Genomic DNA, 19,639 nt, shown 5'->3' with positions numbered 1-19,639 from the left:
GCCGTCCGAATCTGGAATCAACGGATTGGAGCTCTAGGGGATTTGCGATGGCAACGCCGCATCGATCGAAGTCAAGGCGATGTCGGCCGTCCTGGCGTTTGCGAAGAATGCCGTTCGCTTCCTCAGCAAGGAGTCGCTGGCTCCGCCGGGACAAGCCCGAAGCGGAGGCCGGAGGAGACGGAAAAAGAAGATTGACGCACAGCAGCGAGGTGTAGCTGCCACTTGTTTCCCCCGCCGGGACAAGCCCGACGGAAGGATTCAGGGATGCAAGAAATGCAATCAATCCAACCCAACGCCCAAACGCTTCCGCCCGGGCTCGTCCCGGCGGTGCAACAACTGGCGGCTACCGAACGCTGCAACCAATCCAACCCAACGCCCAAACGCTTCCGCCCGGGCTTGCCCCGGCGGTGCAACAACTGGCGGCTACCGAACACGGCAATCAATCCAACCCAACGCCCAAACGCTTCCGTCCGGGCTTGTCCCGGCGGTGCAACAACTGGAGGCTACCAACGGTTACAATCAATCGCCATCAAACACTTCTTCATTCTGGGATCTCCGTCCCGGGCTTGCCCCGGCGGAATCAACGACTCAAGAAGCCGCGTCAGCATGGAACCAATCTATACCGCTGAGAACACGACGACAGCTTACCAACTCAATTGGTCGCTTGCGTTGTTCGGGAAATGCAGGTTTCCCGAACAATCCCTTTGGCTGAAGGACTTGCAAGCGGCAACAGAATCGGATGGGGTGCGAATTCTCTCAAGTAATGTGCGATCTGAGAACACGCTCCAGTTCTTTGTCAGCACACGACCAGCATCGACACCTTCAGAAATCGTGCGAAGTATCAAAGGTCGTTTGCAGCACTTGATTCGCGACCAGATTCCGAAGGCATTTCGAAGGAACTACCACATTCAAAGTATCGGCGAAGCAAACTCAAGTGTGCTTGATCAATACGTCGCCAAGCAAACGGCACGCCATCCGATGGCCGATGATGCCGTTCAATCACGCTTGGAATCCACTCAATTTCATGACGCATCGATCGATCTCTCCAAGCCTCGCATTGGCACGTATGGTCAGTATTTGAATTCGCTGCAAATCGTGATGAAGAATTCCGATGGTTGGCATGACGTGCGAGCGACACAGTTGCTGCGAGTGAGAAACATCATCGTCCGGGCGAGCATGAAGAAAGATTGGACATTGTCACGAATTGGCTTATTGAGCAACCACCTCCATGTGTTACTTAGTGCTGGCGTGACGGAGTCCCCGCAGTCGGTCGCGCTCTCGCTGATGAATAACGTTGCCTATGTGTATGACATGAAACCGATCTTGATGTCGAGCTACTATGTAGGAACATTCGGCGGCTATGATCGCGGCGCGGTGCGGATGCACGACCAAGGAGTCGCTGGCTCCGCCGGGACAAGCCCGAAGCGGAGGCCGGAGGAGACGGGAAAAGAAGATTGACGCGCAGCAGCGAGGTGTAGCTGCCACTTGTTTCCCCCGCCGGGGCAAGCCCGACGGAAGGATTCAGGGATGCAAGAAATGCAACCAATCCAACCCAACGCCCAAACGCTTCCGTCCGGGCTCGTCCCGGCGGTGCAACAACTGGCGGCTACCGAACGCTGCAACCAATCCAACCCAACGCCCAAACGCTTCCGCCCGGGCTTGCCCCGGCGGTGCAACAACTGGCAGCTACCGAACGCTGCAACCAATCCAACCCAGCGCCCAAACGCTTCCGTCCGGGCTCGTCCCGGCGGTGCAACAACTGGCAGCTACCGAACGCGGCAACCAATCCAACCCAGCGCCCAAACGCTTCCGTCCGGGCTTGCCCCGGCGGTGCAACAACTGGCAGCTACCGAACGGTTGCAATCAATCGCCATCAGATACCCCTTCATTCTGGGATCTCCGTCCCGGGCTTGCCCCGGCGGAATCAACGACTCAAGAAGCCGCGTCAGCATGGAACCAATCAGACGTTTTCATCACACCTTGGACATCGTCGTTCATGCATGGGGTGAAACCAGATTGCGTTGCTGATCGACGATCAGATTGTCGCCACGTACGACTTACAACAAACCCAACAAGCGTTGCGTCATGAAACAAGCAGTGGGATTAAGGCCAATCAGGTGACGGTGCGGTTTCTCAATGATCATTACGAGCCAATTGGTTAGGGACAACAACCAGATCGTCAACAACATCAAGATCGATGGGCAGGAAATTGATATCATAATTGATTCGCAAGGACGCGTGGTGGGTTACACTTCTGGCGAGTACGTTCGTTAGGCCAAGCGACGGGTGGTGTCATGCGTCCTGATTCGCCTGCCGTCTGGCCACGGGTTCAACGCACTGACATGTCCGAGCGTGAAAGTGCTTTTCTTCGCCACCTTTTCTTCTCGCCCGGATGCACACGGCGGGGGCAAGTGGAATTAGAATTAAAACACGAGCCGTTGGTCGTCTGTCAGTCGCTGACTGCTATTGACCACGCCTGCCATACACAACTCCTTTCGCTGTTCTTTAGAGCAATGTCGTTTTTTGTGTCAACGAATCTTCGCAAGCATGGGCCAACCGTGCGTTGGAAGCTGCTACTTCTGGTCCTCTTTGTTGCCCAAGCTCAACAAGCTTCGGCTCAATCCACGATCCCGACGCGATACATCAGTGTGGGTGACTATTCGGGCACAGCCAATGAGCGGATTGATGCGGCTATTGCTGCTGCCATGGCCACGGATCACAAGACCGTGTTCTTCCCCAATGGCACCTATGCCCTGAGAAACGGTTTGAACTTGAATCGAGGTGCGAACACCGAACTGCACCTTGTCGGGGAAAGTCGCAACGGCGTGTTCTTGGTCCCGGACACTTCCTACCTGGAGGCCAACTACAACAACGGGAACGGCGCCAGGCTGGCTCACATGATCAATCTGAGCTCAAGCTCGGTCTTTGAATCCGTCGACGTATCCATTCAGAACATGACCGTCGACATGCGGCACCAACTGGTCATGGGGGAGCAGTCCCAGACCTACAACGTCGTGGGCCATGGAATCCGGGTGGGCACAGGGTGGCAGCAAGGACAATTGACCGTCAACGAAGTCACGATCAGAAACGTAGGCAGCTATGGCATTGGCATCCAAGACCGGGACGGTCATTCCAAGAACAACGTGACCTTGTCCAACCTGACCATCGAACGGACCGGTTCGGATGGCATTGATACCAAGGAAGCGAGCGGGGACGGCAATCGGAATTTAGTCATCCGGAACGTGAACATCAACGAAGTTGGATTCCTCGATACCGGGGCCGCGCCCGCGATCGACGTCAGGTACCGCGACTTTGTCATCGAAAACGTGAATCTCGTTTCGTCAGCATCGAAGTCAACGCTGCCGGGACAGTCATCGAACGTATCAGGCATCAGCATCAGGCCTGTTGACAACATCGACGGCGGAGTCGCACAAGGCACGATATCGGATGTCTACTTGAGGGGCTTTTCACACGCCATCGTCATTCACGCTTCAGAAGCGGCGCCGCACGCGAACATCGACGTCAGCGATGTCTATATCCAGGGACAACAGGGCACCGGCATTCTCGTCTTGGGTGACGACCATTCAGGCCACACGATCACGGACGGCCTCATCGATCCGGATTTTGGAAACGCGGCCATCAACACGGGGGGAAACGCGACGGTGACCAATGTTATCGCAGGGCGCCGGGACCCCGCACTGACCCCGATCACCGACACAACCTATGAGAACAACGTTTCTCTCAATAGCCAGGTATTTAGCCCCGCTTGGCAGGGGATCGTTGGCACCGAACGAGTCAGCTTGAACCCCACCAGCCCGAGCACCGGCCCGTTCGTTTTCGATATCGGCGACACCGGCGTGCTGCAGATCGACTTTGACACGCACGACAACGTGATGGACAGGTTGTCCGTTGAGGGTACGGTCAACCTCGATGGCGAGTTCCGTGTTAACCTGGTCGGTGGGACACCGATGCTCGCCGGCGAACACTGGGTGATCGGGGCGGACACCTTGACCGGCTCCTTTGATGAAATCACCCTGCCGACGCCCAGCAGCCGTTTGCTCTGGAATACCGACAGGCTCGAGACGCAGGGCATTATCGAATTGGTCGGCGGAAATTTCCTGCTGCTGGGAGATGTAGATAACTTCAGCTACAACGCCTCGGATGACGCTATCTTGGTCGATCCGGCATTCGCTTCGCTGCCTCTGTTCAACGGCGCTCCGTTGGCCAACATGGACCAGACTTTCAATAACGCGACTCGGTTGTTCACTTTTGACCTCGGTGGCGAACTGACCGAAGAGCTCATCGACGCGTGGTTGGAGATACGTGTCCGCCAGCTCAATGGGTTTGGGAATGATCTGTTGACCTTCGAAGACGCCAGCAATCGCTCGCTGCGCAGTCTCGAAGTCCTCGTCGATGATGGGGTGGACAGGACGCTGCGTTACACGCTCACCGCCGATGAACTGGCCCTGCTCAACGACGGGTTGTTTAGTGTCGCTTTGCGGGATGACCACGCGATCGACTGGATTGGATTGGGCTGGTCCACCATTCCTTCATCAGTCCCTGAACCCTCATCGCTGTCACTCTTGAGCTGTTGCGGTTTGGTGATGTTCATGCGTCGCCGTCGAGCCCTAGTTCGATAGCGTCCGCTTAGTGAAGATCACGCTCCCGCTGGCATTCAAAGCGCAAGCAGGAACCGATACTCCTGTCCCCGACCGATCGCACGCTTGCCGAATCGGTGCGATCGAGTGAACACGTCAGCAAAACCAAGCAAGAGCCTGAAATCCTGGCAACAGCCGAGTAACAAATTCGCTGTGTTGTCGCTTGGTCGTTTATGCGAGGCACGTCGCCTCGTGGTAAACACCCGTGCAATACAAGGAATTTTCGATGTTTCGCTTTGCTGCTGCCATGGCATTGCTGGTCTGCGTTTCTTCCCTGGCTTCGGCTCAGGATTTCGCACAGTTGGAAAACACCTACCACGTGGAGGTTCGCGTCGAGCACTGGCGAATCGGCAATCCGCACTGGTCAACCGAATTTTCCACGACGAACTACGAACAAGCCGTCTTGATGCACGACCTCTTTGAAATCGCGCTTGAAGAACAGTCCCTGAGAGAATTGCTGGGATTCAGCTGGGAGTGGCTGGTCACGGATGTCCGGTTACGAACCGAATACCCGGCTCAGATGACAGCGCCCCTGATTCAATCTCGCCCCACGACGCTATTGAGGCGAGTGTACGGCTACCAGACACCGTCGTATGGCTATTTGGATTAAGTGGACACGCCATTGGTTTGGGAGTATTCGAAAGGCGGCCCCACGTTCTTGCCCGGCTTGGTGGGATGGGGCATGAACAAAGCAAAGGGGTCAGAACAAAGCAAAGGGGTCAGGCCTCTTTGTTTTTGGTTCTTCGCAGGTTAGGACAAAGCAAAGGGGTCAGGCCTCTTTGTTTTTGGTTCTTCGCAGGTTACGCTGTGTCAAAGGTCCCTTTTCGGAGAACCTCTCCATGCCCCGACCACCACGTGCCGATGAAGCGGGCGGTTTGTATCACGCGCTGAATCGCGGCAATTTGCGAGCGACGATTTTTCACAAAGATGCTGACTACGCTGCTTTCGAGTGGATCCTGCATGAAGCGTTGCAAATTCACCAAATCGAGTTGTATTCCTTTCAGTTGATGCCCAACCACTACCATCTGGTTCTGCGACCGTTGGTCGATGGGGAGATGAGTCGATTCATGGCGCGGGTCGGAGGAACGCACACGATGCGGTATCATTCGCACTACCACACGGGCGGCACGGGACATGTTTATCAACAACGATACAAGAGCTTTCCGATCCAAGACGATGAGCATTTTTTCGTGGTTTGCCGGTACGTCGAACGCAACGCGTTGCGAGCGGGTTTGGTCGAGCGAGCGGAGGACTGGTGTTGGGGATCGCTATGGCACTGGCTGCACGCTCCGGATCCGAACCTGCTTTCGCGCTGGCCTAAATCGCGGCTTCCCCGTTGGACCGAGCGAGTCAATCAATGCTTCAGCGACGAAGAATTGGCCGCGTGCCGCCTGTCGGCCCAACGTGGCAAGCCGCTGGGCGATGAGGGATGGGTTGAAAGCATTGCCCGCCGTCTTCATCTGGAATCGACCATGCGACCGAGGGGCCGAAAGCGGGTCCGGTTCCCGGAAAATCCCAACAAAGAGGCCTGACCCCTTAGAGTTCTGTAATGCCGCTTGAGGTACGCGCGTATCTCGCAAAGGCGGCCAAATCAAAGTTCGACCATGACAGTGCTTAGATTTCTGCACCGATTGCTAGAGAGCCCCGTCAGTTCACTGCTGCGTCTGGGAGAAAAACGCTTTCTTTTTCTCATCTTGCAATAGGAAAACCGGACTTTCTCCGTTCTCCTTGTCAAGCATCATCATGGCGCGAGTGTTTCCGTTGCTGTCGTTCAACCCGAACATGGTTTCGCCATCATCACCATAGGCGAGAATGATTTGACCATCGTTCGATGTCGTCTTTCCAGCTTCGGCGAACAGCATCAACCCCGCGAACTTCTGCTGGCCGATCCCAATGAACATGCGTCCTTTTGCGTTCTGTTCGAAATGCACACCTGCTTTGCCTTCTGAGGCGGAAAGAAAAACACATGAATTGCCTTCCCTATCATAAACAAAAAGCCCAGGTGGAAGACTCGTGTCGGAATGATTTGCTGGCCCCAAGACGATGCGTTTGTTTCCGTCCGCGTCTCTAATAATGATCTGAGTCGCTTCCAGAGTTTTTCCGTCGTTTCCCGGCTTGGCTCTCAAAACGAGCACGCCGACAGCAGCGAGCAACGCGCATATCAAGCATGCGAGCATCAAGCGGTTCTGTCGTTCTAGTCTCTCGACACGCGACCTCAGCGAAACGTCATCGGTATTGCCAGATGTCATATGTCTATCCCTTCATTGCGAGTTGTTGTTGTAAACCGTTCCTGAGCCTAGCGATGCTGCAACTAAGCGAATTGCGCTCTATGGGGGCACAGGAAGTGCATGCATAAATCGGGCGTTGAACTTTGTCGGTCTTTGGTGGTCTCAAAAAACTTGGTTCGGAGCTTCCGGTCCACTCAGAAAGATTCTATTTCAAACAGCACTCGCGGTGTCAAACCGGGCGGGCGAGAATTCCTACGAAACGCGTCGTCTCAGCGGCGAATCCTTCACCCGCTCGTTCATGCAGCACAACCTGCCCGGTGGTTTTCAAGAGACCCGCCATCGGGGAGGCGAAGGATGAGCAATAAGGGGAAGGGGGTGTTTTTTATGCGGCTGCCGCGATACGATGGAGGCAATGGTTGATCAACTACCCTTGGAGGTTTGCGATGCCTCGGACTGTGCGGCCTGATGAAGCGGGATGTCTCTACCATGCCATCAATCGGGGAAACAATCGACAACAAATTTTCCACAAGCCTGATGACTATCAGGCCTTCTTAAAAACACTACGCGAGGGACTCGACAAGTACCCCGTCGACCTCTTTTCGTTTTGCCTGATGCCGAATCACTGGCACCTCGTCCTGCGTCCCAGAAAAGACAAAGCGATGGGGAAATTCTGTGGATGGCTCTCGTCAACTCATACGCTGCGTTACCACGCCCACAATCAAAAGAAGGGATTCGGTCATCTCTACCAAGGACCTTTTCGAAGCTTTGCGATCGAGGACGATGCGCACTTCTTGACCGTCTGCCGCTACGTGGAACGCAACGCGCTGCGAGCAAGAATGGTCAAGCGTGCCGAAGATTGGACCTTTGGATCACTGCATCGATGGGGTCGCAAATGTGACCGCGACCCCACGTTGCTGGCCACATGGCCCATCAGACGCACGCCCGGATGGACGGATAAGGTCAATCAAGCATTGACACAATCCGAACTTGAAGCGATCCACACCTGCATTCAGCGAGGCAGACCCTATGGCACCGAAGAATGGATCGAAGAAACCTGCGAACGAACCGGCACATGGTCGTCGATACGCCCAAGAGGAAGGCCAAGAAAGAAACCGAACACGCCGCCAGTGCAGCCATCACCAAAGTAAGCTACGACATACGATAGATCGCGCTTAATCCCCCTTTCCCCTTTATCGCATGCCCCTTTATCGCATGCGGGTCCTAACTCCAAATCAAGACTGGACGATGCAATAGGCTCCCTTTACTGAATGATAGGGCTACTCGCACGATGACGATAAGAACTCGCTTGATCCTGATCATTTCGCTCGGATGCATCTGTGCCATGGCGATCGCCCTGAACACTCCCGGTCGCGGTGAAACGGAGCCAGCGTCTTTCATCCCGCCCGATTCCGATCAACGTGCGGCGGCGGTCGGCTCACTGCGGAATATCTCTGCCCAACTGAGACTTGCGTTTGACCCCGACAGCGACTCATTCTCGAGTGTGCCCGCACCGGGGCCTTCTGACTGGCTGGCAAACCACTCCGAGCTCGGTCAAACGTTTGCGCAGTACGTCCGCTCGCAACCCAATCGCCCGGATTTGATTCGAGGCAAGCTTTATTTCCAACCACTGGGTGAATTTGACGAAGGAAAATCTCCTGATCTGAAACGGCTGCAAGACTTCGCCTCGCGTTTCTTTGCACTGCCGGTGGAGATTCTACCCGGAATCAAATTGGAAGGCTTGCCGATTCAAACGCGTCAACATCCGGAGGGACATCGGCAGTTGCTGTCGACCGATGTTCTGACTTGGCTGAGCAATCGAATTCCGGCGGACGCTTATTGTATGCTGGCCGTCACGATGACAGACCTGTACCCAGATCCCGAATGGAATTTTGTGTTTGGGCAAGCGAGCCTTCGAAATCGAGTCGGCGTGTACAGCTTTGCTCGCTACGACCCGGCGTTCTACGGCAGGCAACCGGATGAACAGACTGAGAAGCTCGTGCTTGAACGTAGCTGCAAGGTGTTGGCGCATGAAACAGGGCACATGTTCGGTATCAGACATTGTGTGCATTACCACTGTCTCATGAACGGATCCAATCATCTGGATGAATCTGACGCTAACCCGATCCACTTGTGCCCCGTCTGTCTGCGTAAGATGCATCACGCCAAAGCATTCGATGTCGAGAATCGCTATCAGGCGCTGGCGGAATTTTGCGAATCGGTCAATTGGCAGGAGACGGCCCGGTGGTACAGCGTCAGAGCAACGAGATTGAAATCAAGGTAACTGTTCACGGCCCGGTGGGGAGACTAACGGGGACACAGCCCTTTTCAAGGGTTGGCTGACAGTGCCGCAATGGTGGAAACGATCCCTTCACCTCATCCTCGTCACCTTGGGACAGATCACCACGTGCGGATAGTTCGTTGTTTCAGTTTCCCTAGGAAGACGCAAGGAGATTGAGGAGCGATTCGCCAAGTCCCGCCCGGCAATCTTTAGAGTGCTGTGTCCCTATTCGCGTATTCCGTATATACGCGTATTCACGTCAGATCAGTCTTTGCCCCTGGTAATCGTTAAGTTCAAGGTATGCAGCAACTGTCAGCCGTATTTGGATGCTGAGTCGCCTGACGGCTAAACACCAGCGCTGGCTAGAGTTCCGCGAGCCTGGTCGCAGCTTCTTTTGCTTCGGCACTTTCGAGACGTTTTGCTCCCGCAAACGATTCAATTGCGGCTTCGAACTGCTGCTTGGCTTTCGCTCTCTCGAGCTTACCTGAAAAGGCCTCGCCGAGAGAGAGTCGTACTTTGCCGCATTCGAACGTGTTGGTGGACTGCATCGTCTCGTGCATCGAAACCGCCTTCGAAAGATGCTCGACCGCCTCGTCCCACTTTTCATCGACGATTGCCAGTCGACCCAAGTCTGAAACAACTGCGGCCGCAGGAGGGCTGATTTCCGCACCGATTTCCTGCAATTCCTTGAGAACGGTAGGTAGCAGTTCACGAGCGTCCTCGTAGCGTTCTAGCAAGACCTGGACGCGACCCAACAACGCGAACGACATGGCGCGTCTGATTGGTTGCAGTCCGTCGACATCATCCGTCAGATCTTGCAAACGTTCCAGAGCCTCGTCCAGAGCCTCGTCCAGAGCCTCGTCCAGAGCCTCGTCCAGATTCTCCGTTTGCGTCAGCACCAGACATAGTTGCAATTTCGCGTCGTAAACTTCGGAGACGTCTGACGGGTAGATGGATTCGGCAATTTCCAGACTCATTCGCAACTCGCGTTCGGCACCGCTGATGTCACCACTGCGAAACAGAGCTTGAGCGTACGTGCGATTCAAATGCATCACATCGACGTGGTTTTCTCCCAGGCGTTCGATGGCAATTTCGCGGGCCGTCTGAAACTTCTCGGCAGCGGCTTCTGGCTCGTCCAAGCTCATCAGCAAGGATCCGGCGACTGCCTGCGCATCCATTTCAATGGGATAATCACCCTTTACACGGTTCGCGATCGTTTCTTTCAGAGTTGACAGAGCATTGGCGGCCACCTCAGGTCCTTGAGTCAACTCCAGCAGTCCGATTTGGAACATTTGGACCCAGAGAGTCAACGTGGACTTTTCACCGACTTCGTCGATGCAACGACTGAGAGCGTCTGCTAAGAGAGTATCGGCCGCATCGAGATCGCGTGATTGCAGGGCTGCTTGGCTTTCCGAGACGGTCTTTACAATCGCCTTAAAGAACTCAGCAGATGAGTCAAAGTATCCAGGTAGCATGCGACCGCTGCGAAGTTGTGTTTCATCGACATTGCCAAATTGATCACCATAGGGCGCAGTGTAGTAGCCATAGTGTTCCTCTGTTTCATAGGTGTGTCCATTCCAATCTAAGACGGTCAGGGGCGGAACTGCGGTCAAGAAATTGTTGTCGTCATCGAACATGTAGGCGTTCAGTGCCGACACCATGACGACGTCATCTAGAGAACCATCGGCTGCACCGTCCAATGCTGCGATGAGGTCTTCCACCTGCAATACGGCTTCGCTGGTTTCGCCGTCCGTTTCAGCGTAGATTTTCAATGCTTTCACGAACAGTTTCTTCGCTTTGTCCTGGTCGTTTTTGTCGCTATAGAAGACACCCATGTTTTCGAACGTGTAGGCATCTTCGCTTGTCGGTGATGCGGGATCGTACAGTTTCTCGGCCTGCTCATAGTGAGCCATAGCGTCCTCGTCCTGGTCGCGATTATGATCCAGCATGCCCTGTCGATTGATGATGGCTTTTCGCCACATTAGCGCATCCGCTGCATCCATCTGATCGAGCTCGTCGAACCCTGCGACATAGCTTTCTTCCGCGAGTTTCAATTCTTCGAGCAGTTCGTACGTATCACCGATCTGCAGCTGAATGCTGACGATCTCTACTTCCTGATCGGAATGGCTTCTATAGAGATCGACGGCACGTTGGAATTCTAGGATCGCCTTCTGATACTGCCCGTCGGCTAAGTACAGGCTTCCCAGCCGCCCATACGCGTTGGGCAGTTCAATCGCGGTCGGTGGCAAAACATGCTCATTGATTCGCGTTACCAGAATCTGAGCTCGAACCGCTTGGGCCGTATCGCCGATGGATTCATACGAAGCACACAAGTTGGAGCGAACAGCAGCAACATCGAGATGAGTGTCGCCAAGATCCGCAATCTGCATCAATAGTGCTTCGTTGAATAAGCGAATCGCCTCAAGGTCCTCGCCCTCCTGCGCCTTCACAATGCCGCGAGTGTTGAAAACATCGGCCGCCAGCAAATGCCGCAACTGTCCGATATCTTTGAGCAAGGCCTCTGCCTCATCCAGGGATTCGTTTGCTGCATCGAGATCTCCCTCGTCGTCTTGCAGCCCGGCCAAGGTCTGGAGGAACCATGCCGTTGCTGGAGTCTCTTCTTTGAACGCCGCGCGGATCTGGTCGGTCGCTCGTTTTGCTGTCTGGATGGCGTCTGCCAACTCGACGCCATCCTTGAAGCATTCACTGAGGGTCCGGAACGCCTGACGAGCCCCCGTCGGGTTCTCTTTGATGTAGTCGAAGTACTCGCTGTGGTGAACTTGGTCTCGATGGATTCGCAGACCTTGGTCAACCTGAAAATAGGGAGCATCAACTGATTCAACGTCCAGTAACGTGAGGAACGGAACGGTTTTTGCCACTTGATTGTCTTTGTCAAGCAGATAGCCGTTGCCGGAAGTGATGATGACGAAGTCCTGAGCCGAACCCGACTCCGCAAACGAAAACAGAGTGCCACAGAGTAGAAGCAGGATCGAAAATGGTTGTCTCATAGCCAAGTACTTTTTTCAATGATTGACAGCGCGTGATCTGTGTGGCGACGACGCGTTGAAGGTCAATGTGAATTTGATCAGCAGGGCAATTACCCGCTCATGTCGTGACTAGAAAGCCTTCAATTTCTCAACGGCTTGTTCACGAGTTGTTTTCGTTGCGTTGTTCGATCTGCGAGACTGAGCTTTGGACGTCGTCAGATTTGCAGTCGTTGGTAACGGGGGTTTTGGTTTCTCATTCGTCAGCGAATCTGTCGATGACTTCTTAGCGGGCGATGCTGCCGTCTTTGGCGAGAGTAGCTTGAATGATTGAAAGAATTGGTCAATGTTCTTTGATTTCATGAACTCAGAGCTTCCGATCGTCATGAGGTTGTACAGTACGGATTTCTGATCCTCTAACATCACATTGAATAGACGCATTCGACCTGAGGTACCCGGCTGTGCGGTAACATCGAAGAAGAGCTCATAGCCTGTCATACCCTGGTGGACAACGACACCTCGCTTGCTGACTTTTGCTCCGAAACCGGTCTCCACTTTCTTCGCAAACGCGGCGCCATTTTCCTTCCAATACTCGGCCGTTCCCGCGCCTTCCTCGGCGACAGGGGCAAAGTTGTACTGCACCACGTAGAATCCCGCCTCTGGACTGCCCGTTCTGAACGCGTGATCCGTTTGACTGGACGTTACATCGCTGGACAGATGCTCCGGGGTGCCTGCTATATCGATCTGAAAATCGCATACCTTGCTCACGAACCTCTTTAGCGAGTCTGTCGATGATTTCTCAGGCGGTTTGGCTGCTGTCGCCGGCGACAGAGTCTTGAACGATTGGAAGAATTGACCGACATTCTTCGATTTCATGAATTCAGATTTCCCTATCGTCGTGAGGGTGTACAGTCTGGATTTTTGCTCCCCCGCCAGCACATTGAAGAAGCGTATTCGACCCGAGAAACCTGGTTGTGCGGGAATATCAAAAACGATTTCGTAGCCAATCATTCCCTGGTGAGCAACGACTTTTTGCTGACTAATTGTCGCGCCGAAACCCGTCTCCACTTCCTTCGCAAACTCTTTGCCAGTTTTCTCCCATTGCTCAGCGGTTAACGCACTCTTTTCGGTAGCGGGCTCAAAGTTGAATTGCACCATGTAGATTCCCACCCCAGGGATGCCCGACCTGAACATGTGATTCACTTGATTGGATGTGGGGTTACTTGATTGATGCTCCGGATCGGCTGCCATATCGATCTGAAAATCGCAGACCTTACTGACAAACTCTTTCAGAGAATTCCCCGATGGGTCATCCGCAAATGCAATCGTGGAAAGTCCCGGCGATAGAAGGATCAGAATGGCTGCGATCAATTGATGGTGCAATTGCGACATTATTTTGCTTTCAGTTTCCAGAGCCACACGGTTCTGATTGGATTGTGTTTAGTGATCCTCGTACAACAAGATTCTGGTCAAGATCTGGTGTTCCATGAAGATCATAAAGTAGAAAAAAACGCAAATGGGAGGAGTTGCCGTCAGGGGAAATCCAGTTCGACGCGACGCACACGCGAACGGTCCGCCGTATTTGTCGTGTTTGTCGTGTTTGTCGTGTTTGTCGTGTTTATTGCAACAACCATGAGCGATAGCGACCTGTTTCCTCAGCTTAGAAGTGACAGAAGATTCGTTTCAGAACTCCCACATCAAGTCAACGAATCGAGAGACGGTATCCTTCCCGAGAATCCCAGAAAAGGACTTCTGTTAAAATCAAAGGTGTAAAATCAAAGGTGTCAGGCCTGTTTGATGTCGGGTTTGGGGAACCTGACCCGCTTTCGACCTCGTGGACGCATGGTTGATTCCAGATGGAGCCGACGTGCCGTCGAATCGCCCCAGCCTTCGCCCCCCAACGAATTGTCCCGCTGGGCGGACAGGCGCACCGCAGCCAGTTCAGTTTCCGATAGCGGCGTGTTGACCCACGCGGTCCACTTCAACCGGCCTGGTCGCCAAGAGCCAAGAGAACTCAAGCGACGACCAAAGAAGTACAAGCTGATGCAAACGCCTCGCAATTCGAACCGAGATCGTTGCGCCACAGCAGCTTAGCGATTAAGTCCGTGCCATTCATGCCTGCGCCTTTTTGGTTTGTACGCAAGGCGTCTTCACCCGTGCTCTTCATTGTTTTGCCCTCATCTTCTATTCCCTGAACGCAGAAAAGGTAACGGGGGAATAAGTGCGGCTTGAACAATCGAGAACAGTCTCACCCGATTCGCCAAGACGGAAGACGCAAACTACCCCGTCACCTTTCTCAGTTCGTCACCTTTTTCTTCAGACTCAAAATGGTAGAAAATTACGGGTAGAAAATTTTGTAGAAAACGATTCTCCTCCGCAGTCGCTGCCGACAATCTTCTACCTGTCATCTTCTACCAACTCGCAATTGGCCAACTCAATGGCGCGAACTTCGTGATGAATACGACCGTCTTGGCTCGCCGGACGAAGATGCGATTCGAGAACTTCAGATCGTACCAGTCCGATGCAGCGGCGATCACAAAGAGACTCGAGCTGAAAACCGAAAACCAAGCCTGTCCCCGCTGCCAGGCCGACTTTCAGAAGCACGAGTCTCTACCTGGACAGCAGCTCCCCGGTATTGGAATTTAGCGGAGTTGCCAATTGGGATTTTTCTCACCTGAGTGCCAACCGGACAAGCCTTTGCTCTTAAAACGAAAACTCAGTCGGCCGAGTTTGACGGGATTGCGTGCGAAGCAGCCGAGTGATTCAACGCGTTTCCCCGCTCGGTACAGGGGAGCTCAACAGCGACACCTTGCCGCCGGTGGGACTCAAACGCCGCGCAAATCATTTCTACGGTGGCTGCGCCTTGAAACGCATCACAAATCGGCTTGCGATCTTCCCGAATCGACTCGATCAAGTCGCGACCTGGCAAGCCGTGGTGGGCAATCATTTCATTCAAATCCTTGCGTGGCTCGGGCACTCCCGGACCTGCGGTTGAGATTGCAACCCATTGACGTGGCTGATCGTTCGTCTGAAACGGGTTTCCTAAGCACAAGTGGGCCAAGGGTTCTCGATCACAATGAATTGCGATGATGCCTTGGCTGCCAATCAGTTGCAAACCAAACCCCTCGCCCTGCGTCCCATCATTCGCGATGGAGTCAAAGTACGCGATGACGCCGCTCGACATTTCATAGCGCACATGCAGTTCGTCACCCGCCATCGGCCCCAATCCCTCGCCGCCCTCACGCACATCGCTTTTCACAACGGGCCGACCATTGTGACGCAACACGGCAGAACAAGACCTGGGTTCACCGCCGAAATAATGGATCAAGTTCAACACGTGGGAACCCAATACCCAAAAATCCTCGACACCTCCGCGATGGTCACCCTTGCCACGTCCGCGGATCTCTAGCAGCCGGCCGATCCGGCCATCGGCGATCAGCCGGTCGATGGTTTGCAGTGTCGGGTGGTATCGATTGCGATGGGCTACGGCCAGTTTGACATTGTGGCGCCGACAGGCTGCCAATATCGAATCGGCTTCCGCTGGTGTTCGACAAAACGGTTTCTCAGTGTAGATTCCACGCGCACCTGCTTTGATCGCTGCCAATGTCATGTCGTGATGCTGGTCCGCGTGACGGGGGCACACGGCAACGACATCTGGCCGTACCTCTTGCAGCATTTGCCGGTAGTCATCGAACCCATTGGAGACGTTCAACTTCTGAAGTTCTTTTTTCAAACCTGATGCGTTCGGATCCGCGACCGCGACAATTTCGGCTTCGGGCACCTTGAGCCACATGGAGTCTAAGCCGTGCCCATAGTTGCCCCGTCCGGTGTCGCCAATGATGGCAACCCGCATCCTTTGTGCGGCGGGATTTGCAAACACCGATGTGGCCATCACCGTCGTCGATACGGCGAGAAAACTTCTACGCTTCATCTGTTCTTTTTCTCCCGAGACAAACGTACAACCACGAACGGTACTAGCTTAACGAAAACGACTGAAAGCGAATGTGGAACAAGACAGTGGTAACAAAAAGACGTGTCAATACGAAACTTTGGGCAGTCCAGGGCAAGCCTACATCTCAATCTCAAACCCCTTGCGGCGTTCGCGGGCAATGAAGCTTTGTGCCAGCGGATCACCCACGACTTTCTCGGCCTCGGGGTCCCATTGGATTTTGCGTCCCACGCGTGCGGCGATTCCGGCCAAGTGACAAGTGGATAGGGCTCGGTGATGACTGTGCACGTCCGATATCGGATCCTGGCGATCCTGACATGCGAGGATGAAGTTGAGGAAGTGGTCGGTCAACTCGCGGTCGCGATAAACCGCCTCCAACGCGCCGCCCGGCAATGGATTGGACTTGAGATCCTCAACCGGTTTGCCGGTCAGTCGACCTCGGTTTACAAAAATCCGTCCCTCGGTGCCTTCGAACATGATGCCGTTGCCTTGATCGTGACGCAGTTCGATCTGTTTGCCGTCCGCGAAGCTCGCGCGGATCAGGAACCGTGTGGCCGTGTTGTAGCGTGAATCATCGACCGGGTATCCGTCACGAAACTCCACGGGGTGCTCGGCCATCACCGGATCGATTGAGACCGGTCCGGTCTCGGTTTTGCCCAATCCCCAAGTGGCGATGTCGCAGTGGTGTGCGCCCCAGTCGGTCAGTTTTCCTCCGGAGTATTCGTACCACCAGCGGAATTCGTAATGGCATCGCGACCAACTCTGAGTCTCGCCGTTGTCGCCTGCCAAATAACGAAATGGCACGTCGGCTGCCGGGCCTTGCCACAAGTTCCAGTCGAGCGATTTGGGTGGATCGGTTGCCGGAATCCTGGGGCTCGTCGGCGCCCCGCCAATGCTGCAGGTGGCTTTTGTCACTTTACCCAGCCGACCAGCTTGGATCAACGCGATTGCGGTCAGGAACTCCTTGCTGCTGCGTTGCTGTGTCCCAACTTGGCAGATGCGTCCCGTTTCTTTGCAGACCCGACTCATCAACCGGCCTTCTTCGATTGTCAACGTCATCGGTTTTTCGCAATAAACGTCTTTCCCAGCCAGCATTGCTTCGATCGCGATCTTAGCGTGCCAATGGTCGGGCGTCGAAATGTGAATGATATCCACGTTCGGATCGTCGATCACGGCTCGGTAGTCGGCAACCTTCTTCGGCGAGTTCCCGGTCCACTGCGTCACAATTTCGCCGGCCAAGCCCAGTCGATACTGATCGGCATCGCAAACCGCCACGTAGTCACCGAGTTGCTGCATCCGAGGTGCCGAGCCGTATTCGGAATCACGTCCCGTGGCTTTTTGATACCAGCGACTTCCGGTTCCAACTGCCGCAATGCGTGGGCGTTCATTGGGATTGGTAAACCCAAACGCACGCTCGGTACGACCGGCCAGCATGGCGGCTCCGCCCCAACCCAGGGTGCTCTTCAAAACGTTGCGACGATTGATGGTGAAGCTCATGAGTCGGCTCTCGGCGAGGGAAAGGCAATAGGTGTCGTGGGCACACAGCCAGAAGGATATCGGCCCCTATCGTACTTCGGTTGACTCAGGGGCTGAAGGAGGAGGTGAGACGTTCGGGTTGGGAGGTCTTTGTGTGTTGTTGGATGCCAAAACACGCAAAGATAAAGTGTGCAAGGCGTCTTCTCCCGAGCACTTCATTTTGTTGCCACACATTTTTTTTGGCCTCATCGTCTGTCCCCTGAACGCAGAAAGGTGAGGGGGAATAGACGCGGCTTGAACAATTGAGAACCGTCTCAACTGATCTGCCAAAATGGAAGACGTAAACTACCGCGTCACTCTTTCTTCCGTCCCCAAACGGTAGAAGATTACGGGTAGAAGATTCTGTAGAAAACGATTTGCCCCCGCAATCACTGCCGACAATCTTCTCGTCGTTTGGCCATGAATCTATCCTTTGATTCGGGGGCATTAACCGACCAGCAGGGTACCAGCAAAATTGATCAAAAGGCTACCTTAGCTGGCGGTGCAGGAATTGGGGACTAACTCCGTTCCTGGAAGATTCAAACGTTGAGCAACCGAAAACCGATCGAATCAAAACCCGTCCTGTTTTTTCGTCCCTTAGACGGGCGACAGGTCGCAAGATTGTTCATATGCCAGGAACGAGAGGTCTCGGATTTCCGACAGATCCTCATTCGCAATCCCGAGTTGAGTGAGCAGGCTTTCATCCAGTTCATGCTCGGGGATGGCCGGTGAACCGATGCCCCACGTTTTGGCAAGATCGTTTGCGATCGAAATGAGCATTGCATGCGGATGGCTAAACGGATTTTGTTCCGGCCGGTGATGCCAGCCGATCGCACACAGGATTTCGTCAGGTAACCCCCAGAGGTTCGCAGCGGACACGCCAATCTGCTCGTGCGTTGCACCGAACAGGAACGTTTCTTCATCGATTAGCGAAACGCCCCGAAACGATGAAGTCAACTCTTCATATTCCTTGCCGATGACGTCAAAAAACAGCAACTTACCAACGTCGTGAAAGATACCGGCCAGGAATGCGTTGTCTTGTTCGATACGCTCGACGCGTTGGGCCAAGCAGCCTGCGACGGCAGCGCAGCCGACGGAGTGACTCCAAAGTTGTTGACGCTGCAAGGCAGTTCCTTCGCCCAGCGAAATGATGTCAGCGGCGGCGGCGGACATAGCGATCGACTTGACTTTCCGCCGGCCCAGCAATGCGACCGCGTGCAGGATGCTCTTTACATCGCGCGAAGGACAAAACAGTGGGCTATTGGCCAGTCGTAGGATCTTCACCGACAGCGACGGATCACAGGCGATGATGGATACAATTTCCTTGTTGGATGTCTCAGCATCACTGCAAGCCGAAACCAGTCGCGTAACAGCCTCTGGAAATGGCCGCAGTTCGGGATGGCTTTTCAGATGATCCTGAATCAGCTTTCCCAGTCGCCGCTTGTCTTCCGCACGATGCAGCATGATCGGTGTATCCTTAGTAACCGCAAAACCGAAGCCAAGCAAATTTCCCGCTTAAAGACCTCCCGAGAGAAGCGTGTGCTGCAAAACGCCCCGCGACAAACGAAATCAGTTTTCATGAGGGAACTCATTCAACAAGCCGCAGGCGAAACCCCTGGCGACGAAACCCCTGGCGACGAAACCCCTGGCGACAGGGCATGTTTTCGGAGCTCGTATTGCTTTCCCGTGAAGCATGCGGATTGCTGGACTTGTCTGGAGGATCTACTTGATACACAGTACTGCTCCGAGTAAGGAGAAAAATTCTCGTGCTGATACCGATCCCAGATTTTCTTGCCAACACATCTTTTTGACCTCATCGTCTATTCTCTAAGCGTGGAAAAGGAGGGGTGGCGAATATAGGCGGCTTGAACAATCAAGAACCGCCTCACCCGATCTGCCAAGACCGAAGCTAGTGCATCGTCCAGTCTTAGAACGTGGGTTCGGTAGATGAGCCGTTTTGGCGTTAGCCACGGTTTTCGTGCCACAACCGTGGCTAACGCCAAAACGGCTAACCCCAGAATCAAGAC

13 protein-coding genes are annotated in these 19,639 nt (G+C 54.2%); 7 read left to right on the top strand and 6 right to left on the bottom strand.

Annotated features, from left to right (window positions below; all coding sequences use genetic code 11):
- Positions 1 to 606 precede the first annotated feature (606 nt).
- From Pla52nx_RS06760 to Pla52nx_RS06745, 5 genes are all read left to right on the top strand, one after another.
- The gene (locus Pla52nx_RS06760; protein ID WP_197454928.1) at positions 607 to 1,458 is read left to right on the top strand and encodes a transposase; all 852 of its coding nucleotides are present in this window, start codon (positions 607 to 609) and stop codon (positions 1,456 to 1,458) included.
- Positions 1,459 to 2,021: 563 nt separating this feature from the next.
- Positions 2,022 to 2,162, top strand: a complete 141-nt coding sequence (locus Pla52nx_RS32880; protein ID WP_197454927.1) for a hypothetical protein — start codon at positions 2,022 to 2,024, stop codon at positions 2,160 to 2,162.
- 396 nt (positions 2,163 to 2,558) lie between these two features.
- Entirely contained in the window at positions 2,559 to 4,640 is a 2,082-nt protein-coding gene (locus tag Pla52nx_RS06755) for a glycosyl hydrolase family 28-related protein (protein ID WP_197454926.1), read from the top strand.
- A 244-nt stretch (positions 4,641 to 4,884) separates the two neighbouring features.
- Positions 4,885 to 5,268 (top strand): hypothetical protein, encoded by a 384-nt coding sequence (locus Pla52nx_RS06750; protein WP_146522302.1) that lies wholly within the window; start codon positions 4,885 to 4,887, stop codon positions 5,266 to 5,268.
- 229 nt (positions 5,269 to 5,497) lie between these two features.
- Positions 5,498 to 6,190, top strand: coding sequence for a transposase (locus tag Pla52nx_RS06745; protein ID WP_146522301.1), 693 nt, complete (start codon positions 5,498 to 5,500; stop codon positions 6,188 to 6,190).
- A gap of 120 nt (positions 6,191 to 6,310) precedes the next feature.
- Here Pla52nx_RS06745 and Pla52nx_RS06740 read toward each other — a convergent pair whose 3' ends face one another.
- A complete protein-coding gene (locus Pla52nx_RS06740) occupies positions 6,311 to 6,907 on the bottom strand; it encodes a hypothetical protein (RefSeq protein ID WP_146522300.1) in 597 nt (198 codons plus the stop codon).
- Between the two features lie 422 nt (positions 6,908 to 7,329).
- On the opposite strand from Pla52nx_RS06740, the gene Pla52nx_RS06735 reads away from it, so the two are divergent.
- Together Pla52nx_RS06735 and Pla52nx_RS06730 are read left to right on the top strand one after the other, a co-directional pair.
- Entirely contained in the window at positions 7,330 to 8,034 is a 705-nt protein-coding gene (locus Pla52nx_RS06735; protein ID WP_146522299.1) for a transposase, read from the top strand.
- A gap of 140 nt (positions 8,035 to 8,174) precedes the next feature.
- Complete coding sequence (locus Pla52nx_RS06730; RefSeq protein ID WP_146522298.1) at positions 8,175 to 9,167, top strand: archaemetzincin; 993 nt, start codon at positions 8,175 to 8,177, stop codon at positions 9,165 to 9,167.
- A gap of 359 nt (positions 9,168 to 9,526) precedes the next feature.
- On the opposite strand, the gene Pla52nx_RS06725 is transcribed toward Pla52nx_RS06730, so the two are convergent.
- The 5 genes from Pla52nx_RS06725 to Pla52nx_RS06705 all read right to left on the bottom strand — a co-directional run bounded on the left by Pla52nx_RS06725 (position 9,527) and on the right by Pla52nx_RS06705 (position 19,076).
- Complete coding sequence (locus tag Pla52nx_RS06725; protein WP_146522297.1) at positions 9,527 to 12,172, bottom strand: hypothetical protein; 2,646 nt, start codon at positions 12,170 to 12,172, stop codon at positions 9,527 to 9,529.
- Between the two features lie 108 nt (positions 12,173 to 12,280).
- Positions 12,281 to 13,540, bottom strand: coding sequence for a hypothetical protein (locus tag Pla52nx_RS06720; protein WP_146522296.1), 1,260 nt, complete (start codon positions 13,538 to 13,540; stop codon positions 12,281 to 12,283).
- A gap of 1,324 nt (positions 13,541 to 14,864) precedes the next feature.
- Complete coding sequence (locus Pla52nx_RS06715) at positions 14,865 to 16,079, bottom strand: Gfo/Idh/MocA family protein (RefSeq protein ID WP_146522294.1); 1,215 nt, start codon at positions 16,077 to 16,079, stop codon at positions 14,865 to 14,867.
- A 138-nt stretch (positions 16,080 to 16,217) separates the two neighbouring features.
- On the bottom strand, positions 16,218 to 17,594 hold the full coding sequence (locus Pla52nx_RS06710) for a Gfo/Idh/MocA family protein (protein ID WP_146522293.1): 1,377 nt from the start codon (positions 17,592 to 17,594) through the stop codon (positions 16,218 to 16,220).
- A gap of 615 nt (positions 17,595 to 18,209) precedes the next feature.
- Positions 18,210 to 19,076, bottom strand: coding sequence for an HDOD domain-containing protein (locus Pla52nx_RS06705; RefSeq protein WP_146522292.1), 867 nt, complete (start codon positions 19,074 to 19,076; stop codon positions 18,210 to 18,212).
- Positions 19,077 to 19,639 lie beyond the last annotated feature (563 nt).

The organism is Stieleria varia, from assembly GCF_038443385.1.
Lineage (GTDB): Bacteria > Planctomycetota > Planctomycetia > Pirellulales > Pirellulaceae > Stieleria > Stieleria varia.
The sequence above is the reverse complement of the archived record's forward strand: the minus strand, read 5'-3'. Positions and strand labels throughout refer to the sequence as shown.